General features: G+C 71.6%; 11 protein-coding genes. 3 read left to right on the top strand and 8 right to left on the bottom strand.

The window, feature by feature from the left end:
- The first annotated feature begins 288 nt into the window (after positions 1-288).
- A complete protein-coding gene (locus ACN6LB_RS22275; RefSeq protein ID WP_445027453.1) occupies positions 289-2,235 on the top strand; it encodes a ricin-type beta-trefoil lectin domain protein in 1,947 nt (648 codons plus the stop codon).
- A gap of 29 nt (positions 2,236-2,264) precedes the next feature.
- On the opposite strand, the gene ACN6LB_RS22270 is transcribed toward ACN6LB_RS22275, so the two are convergent.
- From ACN6LB_RS22270 to ACN6LB_RS22260, 3 genes are all read right to left on the bottom strand, one after another.
- Positions 2,265-2,990 (bottom strand): DUF4232 domain-containing protein, encoded by a 726-nt coding sequence (locus ACN6LB_RS22270; RefSeq protein ID WP_445027452.1) that lies wholly within the window; start codon positions 2,988-2,990, stop codon positions 2,265-2,267.
- 140 nt (positions 2,991-3,130) lie between these two features.
- Entirely contained in the window at positions 3,131-4,477 is a 1,347-nt protein-coding gene (locus tag ACN6LB_RS22265) for a jacalin-like lectin (RefSeq protein WP_356134597.1), read from the bottom strand.
- A gap of 50 nt (positions 4,478-4,527) precedes the next feature.
- The gene (locus tag ACN6LB_RS22260; RefSeq protein ID WP_445027451.1) at positions 4,528-4,761 is read right to left on the bottom strand and encodes an AbfB domain-containing protein; all 234 of its coding nucleotides are present in this window, start codon (positions 4,759-4,761) and stop codon (positions 4,528-4,530) included.
- Positions 4,762-5,339: 578 nt separating this feature from the next.
- On the opposite strand from ACN6LB_RS22260, the gene ACN6LB_RS22255 reads away from it, so the two are divergent.
- Positions 5,340-5,834 carry a phosphatase domain-containing protein gene (locus tag ACN6LB_RS22255; protein WP_445027450.1) on the top strand — a complete coding sequence of 165 codons (495 nt, stop codon included), beginning with the start codon at positions 5,340-5,342 and terminating at the stop codon, positions 5,832-5,834.
- 465 nt (positions 5,835-6,299) lie between these two features.
- Here the strand turns inward: ACN6LB_RS22255 and ACN6LB_RS22250 are convergent, their stop codons facing one another.
- Positions 6,300-6,515 carry a dodecin gene (locus tag ACN6LB_RS22250; RefSeq protein WP_445027449.1) on the bottom strand — a complete coding sequence of 72 codons (216 nt, stop codon included), beginning with the start codon at positions 6,513-6,515 and terminating at the stop codon, positions 6,300-6,302.
- A 343-nt stretch (positions 6,516-6,858) separates the two neighbouring features.
- Between ACN6LB_RS22250 and ACN6LB_RS22245 the strand changes: the two genes are divergently transcribed.
- The gene (locus tag ACN6LB_RS22245; protein ID WP_445027448.1) at positions 6,859-8,118 is read left to right on the top strand and encodes an extracellular solute-binding protein; all 1,260 of its coding nucleotides are present in this window, start codon (positions 6,859-6,861) and stop codon (positions 8,116-8,118) included.
- A gap of 31 nt (positions 8,119-8,149) precedes the next feature.
- On the opposite strand, the gene egtD is transcribed toward ACN6LB_RS22245, so the two are convergent.
- From egtD to egtA, 4 genes are read right to left on the bottom strand one after another with little or no spacing between them, the layout of a single operon-like run.
- The gene (gene egtD / locus ACN6LB_RS22240; protein WP_445027447.1) at positions 8,150-9,112 is read right to left on the bottom strand and encodes an L-histidine N(alpha)-methyltransferase; all 963 of its coding nucleotides are present in this window, start codon (positions 9,110-9,112) and stop codon (positions 8,150-8,152) included.
- Positions 9,109-9,954 carry an ergothioneine biosynthesis protein EgtC gene (gene egtC / locus ACN6LB_RS22235; protein ID WP_356134585.1) on the bottom strand — a complete coding sequence of 282 codons (846 nt, stop codon included), beginning with the start codon at positions 9,952-9,954 and terminating at the stop codon, positions 9,109-9,111. The genes egtD and egtC overlap by 4 nt, the downstream gene beginning before the upstream one ends.
- Positions 9,954-11,279: an ergothioneine biosynthesis protein EgtB gene (gene egtB, locus ACN6LB_RS22230; RefSeq protein WP_445027446.1), complete on the bottom strand. Its 1,326-nt coding sequence runs from the start codon at positions 11,277-11,279 to the stop codon at positions 9,954-9,956. The genes egtC and egtB overlap by 1 nt, the downstream gene beginning before the upstream one ends.
- Positions 11,276-12,550 carry an ergothioneine biosynthesis glutamate--cysteine ligase EgtA gene (gene egtA / locus ACN6LB_RS22225; RefSeq protein ID WP_445027445.1) on the bottom strand — a complete coding sequence of 425 codons (1,275 nt, stop codon included), beginning with the start codon at positions 12,548-12,550 and terminating at the stop codon, positions 11,276-11,278. The genes egtB and egtA overlap by 4 nt, the downstream gene beginning before the upstream one ends.
- Between the last annotated feature and the right edge of the window lie 63 nt (positions 12,551-12,613).

Here is a 12,613-nt window from a genome sequence, read left to right as displayed (position 1 = left end):
TCGCTGACGTACTGTCAATGTCCACGCGTGGGGTGGGAATAGGAAATTGACAGCATCTCTTGTTTCGCCTCGGTGGCCTGTGCAAAGGTGTGCCCTGTCGGCGCGCAGTCGAATTTCTTCTCTCTGCGCGCGCGTGAAGCGCCCGTTCCCTCCTTGCTCCAAAAGGGCTGCGGAAGGGGGGAGTTCAAGGCGTCAACCCCCCATGGGTAGTCCTTCCGTCTCGTCGGGCGGGCTACATACCCATTGGTATGGACTAATTCTTGCGTTACCTTTGGGAGGAAATCGAACGTGAATGACCCAGCCCAGTCGGATTCCCCCACCCCCGGCCGGACGTTCGACATGACGGACGGACAGCTCGCGGCCGACTTGAAGAAGAACCCCGGGAAGCGGCCGTCGCACTATCCCGTGGGGGAACTTCTGGACCGGCACTGGGAAGCCGTCTTCTGCTACGCACGACTGTGCACCGACGGCGTACGCTCCGCCGGAATCCTCACCACGGCCGCATTCACCCGCCTGTTCGGGGACACGCTGCGGCAGAGCGGCCCGGCGACGGCATGGCGGCCGCAGCTGCTGGTCACCGCGCGCCGGATCGCCGCCGAATGGGACGCGGACAAGCGACAGACGCTGCTCCACCCCGAGCTGCAGTCCGGCTCGGGCGGCGAGCGGGCCGCGGACCGTCTCCTCCCGCGCGAGAACAGGCGCCTGCTGGCCCGGGCGTTCCAGCGGCTTCCGGAGCCCAGCCGCTGCCTGCTGTGGCACACAGAGGTCGAGGCCGAGCAACTGGACATACCCGCCGCGCTGTTGGGTCTCAGTGTCGACGACGCCGCCGTGGAGCTGCGGCGCGCGCGCGAACGCCTGCGCGAGGCCTGCCTGGAGGTCCATCGCGAACTCGCCCCCGAGCAGGAGTGCCGCCGCTACAGCCGCATGCTGGACGTGTCCGTACGGCGCGGCGGCGTCGACCTCGATCCCGACCTGCGGGCGCACATGGACCGCTGCGAGCACTGCCGGCACGCCGCCGACCAGCTGAACCAGTTTCACGGCGAACTCGCCGTCCCGCTGGCCGAGTCGGTCCTCGGCTGGGGCGCGCGGGCCTACCTCACCGCTCGGGCGGCTCGCGCCTCCGAGATCGTGGAGGTGACGCCGACCGCGGCCGCCGAGCCGGCCGACACGGGCACCGACCCGGGTACGGACGCGGGCACCGGCATACCCGCCGGCGCGGCCACCGCCGTACACCACACGCATGCGGATCGACGCCCACCGCGCGCCGAAGGGCGAGGAGAGGCCCGCCCGCCTGCCCACAAGGCCCCGCGTCGCTCCGCGCGCCGTCGCAACCTCACCCTGGCCGTGCTGACGGTGAGCGGCCTGGTGCTGGTCCCGCTCGTGCTGTGGTCGGCGCTCGGTTCGGGTGGCGAGGACGGGACGTCAGGCAACGCGCGCACCGGCACGGCCAGTTCGGACGGCAGCCGGCAGCCCGGCGCCAACCCCTCCTGGATCGGCAGCGGTGACTCGGCGGACGGCACCGTGCGCGGCCGGCTGCGCAACGCCGCGACCGGGCTGTGCATCGGCCTCGTCGGCAACAGACCCGTGGCCGGCGCGCAGACCGAACTCGCCTCCTGCAACTCGGCGGCGAGCCCGCAGTGGGCGTACGAGTCCGACGGGCTGCTGCGTCTGCAGGACACCCCCGACCTCTGCCTCGACTCCCACCTCGGCTACTCGGTCCAACTGGAGCCGTGCACGGGCCCGTCCAAGCCGGACACGAAGAACGTGCGCTACGACCTCACCCTTCAGGGCCTCCTCGTACCGCGCTGGAACCAGGACCTGGCGCTGACCCCCACCTCCACCAAGGAGAAGGCGTCACTCGTTCTCAAGCCCCGCGACGACGAGGCGCCGCAGAGCTGGACGCTCGACACGTCGGCCCCCGCGCTCCAGATGGAGGTGGTCAACTGGGACGGCGACGACGAGCCGGCGCCCGCGGCCTCCAGCGCCCCCCGGCCCTCGACCACACCGTCGCCCACCGCCTCCAGGGCCAAGCCCGCTCCGACCCCGTCGACGCCGAAGCCGACGGCCCCGTCCACGAGTCCCGCCTATCCCACCTATCCGGCGTATCCCTCGTATCCCGGGGGAAGCAGCAGCTGCTACTACCCCAACTACTGCTCAGGGACCGGCCAGTACGGCGGACCCGGTTACGGCGGCGGGTACGGGGGCTACGGCTATGGATCCGGTTACGGCTACTAGGGCGGGGGCCAGGGCTGACGCGGGGGCGCTCAGGCACCGGTTCCTGAGCGCACGACCGTCAGGAAGACGGACGAGGAGTTGCCGGACACGGGGACCTCGCCCTGTGTCCACGGCACCCTGAGGGAGTCCCGTTCGTCGGGCGGCGTGACGAGCAGCGCGGCGGGCGTCGCCGTACGGGCTCCGCTGATCTGCGGGTTGGAGAACGTCAGCCCGGCCGAGGCGCTCCGGCCGGGTGCCAGCGTGAGCGTGGTGGGCGTCTCCGGCGACCGTTCGGGGTCGGGGCCCAACTGCTTGCCGGACGCGTCGACGAAGGCCGCTCCGGGGTAGCCGTGCACCGTGCAGGTGCGCTGGGAGCGGTTGGTCAGGACGAGAGGGAAGTTCTCCTGCCCGGCGCCCGGATTGTTGCGGCCGACCGAGGCGCGCAGCTCGGAGGTGTGGCAGCGGGCGCCGGCGGAGCCGCGGGTGGGTGAGGCACCGGGCGGCTGCGAAGAGCCGGCGCGGGACGAGGTGAGGCTGCTGCCGGTGAGCGGTGCGGCGCTGCTCGGCGTGCGCGCGGACGTGGTCGGCGTCTGCGCGGCGGTGGCCGGCTCGCCTGTGCCGGGAAGCTTCTGAGCCTGCCCGCCCGAGCCGTCTTCGGTTCCGCAGCCGCAGAGCAGACCCAGCACCGCGGCCGCGCAGACGACGAGCGCGGTCCCGTGTGCACGGCCGGGGTCGTGGTGGGTGGTGGCCGACGCGCCGGGCCGGAAGATCGCCATGTCTTCACTCCTCGGGAATCACCGTACGCCTGTGGCGTGTGCGCACGTTCCCGTGTGCCCCGTCACCGGCTTCCGATGCGCGGGAGGGCCCGGGGAAAGAGCGGATCCCCGGGCCCTCCCGCGCTCGCGTCGGCCTTCGCTCAGCGCTGCGTGTAGATCAAGCCGATCTTGTCGACCTCGTCACCCGTACGACCGTGGAAGCCGGCGATCTGCCAGCCGGACGGCGCGGTGCGGGTCACGCAGTCGGAGGTGGTCGTTCCGGTGGCCAGGGTGCGGCCGAGGTTGGTGGTGAACTTCGCGTAGAAGATCCGCGTGCGGTTGTCCTTCGAGCCCTGGCAGAGCTGGCCGGACGTCACGTATTCGTTGCTGCCGAGGGTCAGCGAGGAGGCGGTGCCGCCGGTGCCGCCGTGCGTGAGCGTCGTGCCGTTGCTCAGGGTCAGGCCCATCTGGTCGACACGCGAACCGCCGCGCAGGGAGAGGGTGGTGGCGCGGGCACCGGCCGGGACGCGGTCGATGTCGTTGAAGTAGTCGCCGTGCGGCCCGCCGTACTGGTCGCTGAGCTGGAAGGCGGAGTTGCGCGACCAGGAGAACTTCGCGGTGATCGGGTCGTGGTCGGAGAGCATCTTGCCCTCGGAGTTGAGGAACGCGGCGTGCTCGTTGTTGTACGACGTGGCGTTGAGGGTGACGAGCTTGCTGCCGCGGTAGAGGATCTTGTCGACGACCTCGCAGGTGTTGGGCACGGTGGGCCCGGTCTGGTCGCAGACCAGCGCGTCGCTGCCCTTGGCGGGCGCGCTGCCGCCGCGTATCAGTTTCACCCAGGCGTCGGTCAGCCCGTTGGAGGCGGCGAACTCGGCGATGGTGTCCGCGGACCGGGTGTAGCGGGTGTTGGTGTCACCCATCACCACGACGGCGTTGCCGGCCGAGTGCGTGCCGATGAACGAGGTGAGCTGGTTGAGGTTGTCTGCGCGGGAGGCCTCGTCGCCGTCGTTGGTACCGGCGTTGGTGTGCAGGTTGTAGAAGTCGACGTAGACACCCTCGGCGAGGCGTTCACGCATGAAGGTGAAGCCCTTGGGGGTGAGACAGTCGCCCGAGTCGAGCTGGCAGGAGTTCCAGTGGGCGCGCTCGAAGTCGTCGCCGTCCCAGGCGTAGTTGGAGACGGTGTTGAGCCCGCTGCCGATGCCCGCGCCGCCGCTGGTCGCGGTGCGATTGGCGTGGGTGTCCGTGGAGTACAGGTAGGCGTGGTAGTTGAAGTCCTCCTGGACGTTCACGATGTCGTACGGCGCGATACGGCGGCCGATCTCCGTGGTGCTGGTGTCGCGCGGGGTCGAGGCGCTGGACAGCGACTCCGGCAGACCGGCGACGTTGTAGCTGAACACGCTGAAGGTGCCCGAGTCGGCGGCTGCAGCGGTGGGAGCGGCCGCTGTGAGGCCGCCGAGGGTGGCGGCTGTCGCCGCCAGGGTGGCGAGGAGTCTGCGAACGCGAGGCATGGAGGAGGCTCCAGGGGGTGCGGGGGGTGGACTTGAGGGCGAACCAAGGTTCAGTGGCCGACCCGGAACACGGCGTCGGACTTCTCGGTGGCCGTGGAGATCACGTCGAGGCGCAGCACGTAGTCTGCGCGCCGGACGTAACGGTCCGGGTGGTTGCGGGAACGGGAAGATGACCATGAGGCGTCGGCCGTACCCGCCGTCCGATGGAACGGCACATCCTGCGCGAACGCCGTGATGCCGTAGGGCATACGGGCCCTGGGCGTGCGGTTCGGGCTGTCGTTCATGTGCGCTCCGGGGACGTGGAGATGCTGAACGGTTGGTCGATATGTCGAACAAAGTTCGGAAAACCGGTCGGACTGTAGGGGGTGAGTGTGTGCACGTCAATAGATTGCGTGCGTGTGCCTGGCAATGAACCTCCATGGGGCAGGCGGGAGTTGGGTGGAGGGTGGTGTACGTGGTGGCGCCGCCGGCTGAGCCGGGAAGCGTGACGCTCCGCTCGGAGTGCGTGCGGTGCACCTGACGGTGAACCTCCTTGGTGCGGGCGGGAGATCGGCGGGGGAGTGGCGTAGGTAGTGGGTCCGACGGCTGCACGCCGGGAGGGGTGGCGTTCCGCTCGGAGCGCGTGCCGTGCGCCCGGCATGAACCTCCTTGGTGCGGACGGGAGTTCAGCCGGAGAGCGGTGTACGTCGCGGCGCCGTCGGCTGCACGTCCGAAGCGTGGTGCTCCGCCGGCCGTCGCGGGCGCCGAGCCGCAGGGCCCGCCTCGGCTCCCGGCGCACGGGCGTGATGGCGCGGTGCGGCGCAGGTGCGCGCTCGTCGGGGGCGCCCGCCGAGAGTCCCCGGCCCTGTCTAGGCTGGCCCGCGTGACGGAGAACAACAGGACCAGACCGCTCGCCGTGTTCGACCTCGACGGCACGCTCGCCGACAGTGCGCACCGGCAGCGGTTTCTGGAGCGCAAGCCGCGGGACTGGGACGCGTTCTTCGCGGCGGCACCGCAGGATCCGCCGCTCGCCGAAGGCGTCGCGCTGGCGCTGGAGAGCGCTCAGGAGTGCGAGGTCACGTACCTCACCGGCCGCCCCGAGCGCTGCCGCCGCGACACCGTCGCCTGGCTGGCCGCGCAGGGTCTGCCCGAGGGGCAGATCTGGATGCGGCGCAAGGACGACCGCAGGCCCGCCCGCCGCACCAAACTGGAGATCCTGCGCCGGCTCGCCCGGAACCGGGAGATCCGCGTCCTGGTGGACGACGACGAACTCGTGTGCGACGAGGCGGAGCGGGCCGGCTTCACTGTCGTACGCGCCCGCTGGGCGGCGGCGTCGGCGGCGCTCAACGTCGCGCAGGAGAGGGACGGGCGGACCTGAGGGCGTCGCGCGGGTGGTGGCGCGGCACGCCTCTGGGTGCTGTGGCGCCTTGACGCTTGCCGGCCTGCGAGGCCCTGTCGGCCGCGGGCCGGCTTCACTGTCGTACGCGCCCGCTGGGCGGCGGCGTCGGCGGCACTGAAGGTCGCGCAGGAGAGGGACGGGCGGACCTGAGGGCGTCGCGCGGGTGGTGGCGCGGCGCACCTCTGGGTGCTGTGGCGCCTTGACGCTTGCCGGCCTGCGAGGCCCTGTCGGCCGCTCTCGGGGCGGCGAGCGACAGTCGTGGCCGGGGCGATCCGCACCGGCGGGCGGCGGGCGCAGCGAAGGCTGACCCACGCGGTCGGCCGAGAAAGGCCGGCCATGTCCGCGTGGGTCATGCCCTACGGAGTCACGGGTCGTCCGCAGGCCCACCGGCGCGTGCGTCAAGCACCCGGCCGTCGAGCCGCCCGCCGCCCCGCCCTCGTCCGATCAGCCGGCGTCCTCCAGCCGGAAGCCCACCTTCAGGCCGACCTGGTAGTGCTCGACCTGTCCGTTCGCGATCTGCCCCCGAACCTGGGTGACCTCGAACCAGTCGAGGTTGCGCAGGGTCTCCGAGGCGCGGGCGATGCCGTTGCGAATGGCCTGGTCGATGCCCTCGGGTGAGGTGCCGACGATCTCGGTGACCCGGTACGTGTGGTCGGACATGCGGGAACTCCTCTCCGCCGTGGCGGGTGTGCCACGCGTCATTCCACGGTGCCCCACTGCGCGGCGGTCCGCGAGATGTCGGAGGAAATGGCGGAGACACCGGAGGCGACTTCCCTGCCGCCCCTTGGCCTGTACGGTGCCCGCGCAGGGCTCGAACGTGCGCACAGCGCCCGTACGCGGCGGCTCCACGGTGCCCATTCCGTCCCGGTGGCCGGATCCACCCTTGACGACCGGATTGGTCCATACCAAAATCCAGCACACCCGTACGAGCACCGAGCTCGTCCCCCACGTCGGGCCTCCCTTCCCCTGTCCGCACGGCGGACAAGGCAGAACAGGACCGCTCGTGAGACGTCGACTCCTCGCCCTTCTCTGTGTATCCGCCTCCCTGCTCACCGCGTGCGGTGTCCTGCCCGGAGAGGGGGCCGAGCGGCGGACCGTCACGGTGTGGCTGATGAAGGACAGTGCCTCCCCGGAGTTCCTGGACCGGTTCACCAAGGCGTTCGAGCAGGAGCACGGGGACGTGGACCTCGACATCCGTATCCAGCAGTGGACCGGGATCGGGGAGAAGGTCGAGGCGGCGCTCAAGCGTGACGACGCGGGGGCGCCCGACGTCATCGAGGTGGGCAACACCCAGGTCGCGCAGTACGTGGACAAGGGCGGCCTGGACGACCTGACCCTGGAGTCCGTGCGCGACTGGGGCTCGGACGGCTGGCTCCCCGGCCTGGCCGATCCCGGTCAGGTCCGCAACCACCAGTACGGCATCCCGTGGTACGCCGCCAACCGCGTCGTCATCTACCGCAAGGACCTGTTCGCGCAGGCCGGCATCAAACGGCCGCCGGCCACCCGCGAGGAATGGCTCGCGGACACCGAGCGGCTCAACTCCGGCGGGAACCAGGGGATTTACCTGGCCGGACAGGACTGGTACACCCTGGCCGGGTTCATCTGGGACGAGGGCGGCGACCTCGCGAAGGAGAGCGTCGGGCACTGGGAGGGCACACTGCAGACGCCGGCCGCGCTGCGCGGCATGGACTTCTACCGGCGGCTCCAGGCCCTCGGCGACGGGCCCGCGAAGGCCGACGAGGAACACCCGCCGCAGGCCGGGGTGTTCGCGCGGGGACACGTGGCGCAGCTCGTGGCCGTGCCCGGGCTCGCGCAGGCAATCGTCGGGCAGAACCCCGACCTCAAGGACAAGTTGGGCTTCTTCCCCGTGCCGGGCAAGACGGCTGCCGGGCCGGGCGCCGTGTTCACCGGCGGTTCCGACCTCGTGGTGCGCAAGAAGACCGACAACCGGCCAGGAGCCGTGGCCGTCGTCGCCGCGCTGGCAGGCGCAAAGTGGCAGACCGAGCTGGCCCGGACGATGAACTACGTGCCGAACAAGACGAGCCTCGCGGGTGCGGTGGCAGGGGAGGAGGGAGTCGCGGCCATGGCGGCGGGCGCCGCACAGGGCCGGGCGACCCCCTCCTCACCCGAGTGGGCGGCCGTCGAGGCCGACAACCCGATCAAGGACTACATGACGAAGGTCCTCACCGGATCCGACCCGGCGACCGAGGCCCGACGCGCCTCACGCCGGATCACCGAGACACTGAAGGGCAACCCGGAGTGAGCGCGGGCCCTCGGCGGCGTCGGCGGGCGCGTCACCCGGCCACGCTCAGCGACAGCGCGAACCGGCCTGCCTCATCCGTCCACCAATGGGTCAACTCCAGTCCGGCCGCCGCCAGTTCGGTGCGCACGCCCTCCTCGCGGAACTTCGCCGAGATCTCGGTGCGCAGTTCCTCGCCGTCCGCGAAGTCGACGGCGAGGTCGAGGGCCGGGATCTTCACGGTCGCCGCGGTCCGTGCGCGCAGCCGCATCTCGATCCACTCGTGCTCGGCGTCCCACAGGGCGACATGGTCGAAGGTGTCGGGGTCGAAGTCGGCGCCGAGTTCACGGTTGACGACGGAGAGCACGTTCTTGTTGAACGCGGCCGTCACCCCGGCGGCGTCGTCGTAGGCAGCCACCAGCACCGACTCGTCCTTGACCAGGTCCGTGCCGAGCAGCAGGGCGTCGCCCGGTGACAGCAGGGACCGTACGGAGGAAAGGAACGCGGCGCGTTCGGCGGGCAGCAGATTGCCGATCGTGCCGCCGAGGAACGCCACGAGCCGCGGCCCGGGCGTGCCCGGCAGAGCCAGACCGCCGGTGAAGTCGGCGATCAGCGCGTGCACGGCCAGCTCCGGGTGCTCGGCGATCAGGACATGCCCGGCCTGTGTGAGCGCGCTCTCGCTCACGTCGACCGGCACGTACGTGTGCAGTCCCGGCAGTGCGTCGAGCAGGTACCGGGTCTTCTCCGACGAGCCGGAGCCCAGCTCGACGAGCGTGCGGGCGCCCGTCGCCGCGGCGATCTCGGCGGCCCGGGCGATCAGGATCTCGCGCTCGGCACGCGTGGGGTAGTACTCGGGCAGTTCGGTGATCTTGTCGAAGAGCTCGCTGCCGTGCGCGTCGTAGAACCACTTCGGCGGCAGCGTCTTGGGCGTGCGGGTGAGGCCGTGCAGGACGTCGGCGCGCAGGGCCGCGTCGGTGGCGTCCTCGGGCAGGGTGCGGGTGAGGAGGAACGGGCTCACGTACGGGGCTCCTTGGGTGTGACGGGTGCCGTGCGCGCGTGCGGGGCGCCTTGGTGGGGCGTGTCGCCGCGCCGGTGCGGGCCGTTCGGTTGGTACGGCTCCTTGAGCGGGGTGAGCAGGACGTCGGTGCGGCTCGCCGCGAGCAGCGTGCGGTCCGGCACCTCCTGCCAGTGCGGGTCGTCGTCGTAGGGCTCGGAGGCCACGACGGTGCGACGGCCGGGCTCGGAGAGATACCAGAGGGTGTCGCCCCAGGCCGTCGCGGTGATGGTCTCGCCGTCGGTGAGCAGCAGGTTGAGCCGGGAGCCCGGGGCCGCCTCGGCGACCTCGGTCACCGTGTCGGCCAGCGCCTGCCCCGCCTCGTCACCGCCGCGCAGCCTGTGCAGCAGCAGCGCCCACACGAGCGCCGAGTCGCAGCGGGCCTCCAGCGAGAGCAGCTCGCCGGACGGCAGGGTCGCCGCGAGCGGGGCGAGGGAGCGCGGCCACCCGATGATCGCCCCGTTGTGGCTGAACAGCCAGGGGCCCGCGGCGAACGGAGCCGCCGCCGCCTCCCCGTCCGCGCCCGCCACGGTCGCGTCCCGCACCGCGGCGAGCAGCGCCCCCGAGCGCACCACGCGCGCGAGGTCGGCGAAGGACTGGTCACCCCAGATGGGCCCGGTGCGCCGGTAGCGGGCCGGAACGGGGTCTCCCTCGGCATACCAACCCACCCCGAAACCATCGGCGTTGACGGTCCCGTACCGCTGGCGTCGAGGTGCCCAGGACTGCCGGAACAGGCTGTGCGGCGGCTCCGTGAGAAGTCGGCCGAGCGGCTCCTGCGGTCCCAGGAACGCCAGGTGACGGCACATCAGACATCCTCCGAGGAGCGGGCCGTACGGAACCCGGAGAAGATCTGCCGCCGGATCGGATAGTCCCAGTTGCGGAACGTGCCACGGCAGGCCACCGAGTCCACGGCGAACGAACCGCCGCGCAACACCTTGTACTCCGGCCCGAAGAAGACCTCCGAGTACTCCCTGTACGGGAACGCCGAGAACCCCGGATACGGCAGGAAGTCGCTCGCCGTCCACTCCCACACGTCGCCGATCAACTGCCGTACGCCGAGCGGGGATTCGCCGCGCGGGTAGCTGCCGGCCGGCGCCGGGCGCAGATGCCGCTGCCCGAGGTTGGCGTGCTCGGCAGTGGGGTCGGCGTCGCCCCACGGGTAGCGCCGGGAGCGGTCGGAGACCGGGTCGTGGCGGGCAGCCTTCTCCCACTCGGTCTCGGTGGGCAGCCGGCGCCCCGCCCAGCGCGCGTACGCGTCCGCCTCGTACCAGCACACGTGCAGCACCGGCTCGTCGGGCGGGACTACCTCGGTGACGCCGAAGCGCCGCCGCAGCCACTGGCCGCCCTCGCGGCGCCAGTACAGCGGTGCCTCGATCCCGTGCGTGCGGATGTGGTCCCAGCCCTGCGGGGTCCACCAGCGCTCGTTGCCGTAGCCGCCGTCCTCGACGAAGGCCTGGTATGCGCCGTTCGTCACCGGCGTGGTGTCGATGAAGAACGGGGCGACCTCGCGCCGGTGCGCGGGCCGCTCGTTGTCGAGTGACCACGGCTCGGCGGACGTGCCCATGGTGAACGGGCCGCCGGGAACGAGGACTTCGGCCGGACCGGTGAACGGGGGCGCGGGCGCGGGGTCCGGCGCGGTGAGGGCGGCCGGGCCCGTGCGCAGCTGATGGGTGATCAGCATCGTTTCGTCGTGCTGCTGTTCGTGCTGCGCGATCATCCCGAAGGCGAAACCCGCCTCGGTCAGCCGCGAGCCGTCGAAGCGAGTGCTCTCCAGCACGTCGAGGGCCCGTCCGCGTACCTCGGCGACATAGCGGCGGGCCTCGTCCGGCGGCAGCAGCGGCAGCGAGGGCCGCTCGGCGCGCGAGTGCTCGAAGGCGTCGTAGATCCCGTCGATCTCGGGCCGCATCGCGTCACGCCCCGCGACCCCGCGCAGCAGCCAGAGTTCCTCCTGGTTGCCGATGTGCGCGAGGTCCCACACGAGCGGGGACATCAACGGCGAGTGCTGCGCGGTCAGTTCGGGCTCCTCCACACAGGACGTGAGAAGCGCGGTCCGCTCGCGAGCCGTGGTCAGCGTGTCCCGGGCCCGTTCGCGGAGCGCCTCGGGATCCGTGAGTGCATCGGGGGCGGTCATGTGAGGCTGTCCTTCCCATGGAACCGGCTGAGCAGATCGTCGGCGGGGCAGCGGCCCCGGGCGACGTAGCGGTCGGTGAACTCCGCGACGGCGTCCTGCACTTCGGCACTGGCGCCGAGTCTGGGCAGGGCCTCGGCCGCGGCCGCGAAACAGGTGACGGCGGCCTCGTGCAGATCCGGATCGGCGAGCCCGGTCCGGGCGGCCGCGTCCCACAGCGGATTGCACGGGGCGGGCCGCGAACCCGCCCGCTCCGCGAGGGGTTTCACGGTCCGGTACGCCGTCTCCGCGGCCTCCGCGTCGTCGAAGAGCGCCGCCGTCACCGCGAGCGGCACGATCCATCCGTCGTCGCCCGGCTGGGCGTCGATCATCCGGAGCTCCAGATGGCCGCGCGGACGCACCGGCGGGAACAGGGTGGTCAGGTGATAGTCCAGATCCGCCCGGTCGGGCGGCGTGTCGGAGCGGGTCCAGGAGCGGAAGCTCATGCCGTCCGGCACACCCCACGGCCCCTCCGGCTCCCGTACGCACATCACCGGCGCGTCCAGCACGCGCCTGGCCCAGGCGGCGCGCGGGTCGCCGTGCAGGGACGGGGCGCTGCTGCGGCCGGGATCCATCGCGGCCCACAGCGACTGCCTCGTGGAGCGCCAGCCGGTGCAGCGGCCCTCGGCCATCGGGGAGTGGGCGAACGCGCCCACCAGCACCGCGCCCAGCTGGTGCGCCAGCCACCAGCGCCGCCCGTGGCCGAGCGGACCCGGCTCCTCGTACCCGGCGTCCAGGCACACCTGCACGGAGGCGGAGGAGCACATCATGGCGCGGCCCTCGGGCCCGGCGCGGTCGAGGTAGCGCTCCATGGCGTCGTAGCGCGGCTCATGGAGATACCGGCGCGGGGGGTTCCAGGGATCCTGGCCGTGACCACTGAGGCCGAGATCAGCCTCGCGCAGGATCGCGCGTACGGCGTCGAGGTCGGCGGAGACGGACCCGATGCACTCCATCAGGGAGTCGGCGGGCCGGGAGCTGAGCTCCAGCTGGCCACCGGGCTCGACGGTGAGCGCCGAACGCAGGGGCAGGGTCCGCAGAGCGGCGTAGGCCGCTTCGAGTCGTGCGGGCAGAACGGGGAGCTGCGGTAGCCGCAGGTCATGTACGAGCCATTCCACTTCGACACCGAGGGAGCGGGGCGGGCCGGTCTTGAAGCAGATGCCGCGGACCAGCGCCTCCACCTCGGCCTCGGTGACGACGGAGCGTTTCTCCGTACAGTCACTCACCGAATCTGACATGTCGGGATCCTCCTGAGATTCCACCATGCCGCCGACCCGGCTTTTCGGGGGCCGAACCGGCAC

Source organism: Streptomyces sp. SAS_270 (assembly GCF_052543295.1).
This window is presented reverse-complemented; position numbering and strand designations above follow the sequence as displayed.

What these genes read in the sequence shown, in the direction of transcription:
- ACN6LB_RS22270 (WP_445027452.1), bottom strand. Translation starts at nt 2,990, where the DNA reads ATGGCGATCTTCCGGCCCGGCGCGTCGGCCACCACCCACCACGACCCC.
- ACN6LB_RS22265 (WP_356134597.1), bottom strand. Translation starts at nt 4,477, where the DNA reads ATGCCTCGCGTTCGCAGACTCCTCGCCACCCTGGCGGCGACAGCCGCC.
- ACN6LB_RS22260 (WP_445027451.1), bottom strand. Translation starts at nt 4,761, where the DNA reads ATGAACGACAGCCCGAACCGCACGCCCAGGGCCCGTATGCCCTACGGC.
- ACN6LB_RS22250 (WP_445027449.1), bottom strand. Translation starts at nt 6,515, where the DNA reads ATGTCCGACCACACGTACCGGGTCACCGAGATCGTCGGCACCTCACCC.
- egtC (WP_356134585.1), bottom strand. Translation starts at nt 9,954, where the DNA reads ATGTGCCGTCACCTGGCGTTCCTGGGACCGCAGGAGCCGCTCGGCCGA.
- egtB (WP_445027446.1), bottom strand. Translation starts at nt 11,279, where the DNA reads ATGACCGCCCCCGATGCACTCACGGATCCCGAGGCGCTCCGCGAACGG.
- egtA (WP_445027445.1), bottom strand. Translation starts at nt 12,550, where the DNA reads ATGTCAGATTCGGTGAGTGACTGTACGGAGAAACGCTCCGTCGTCACC.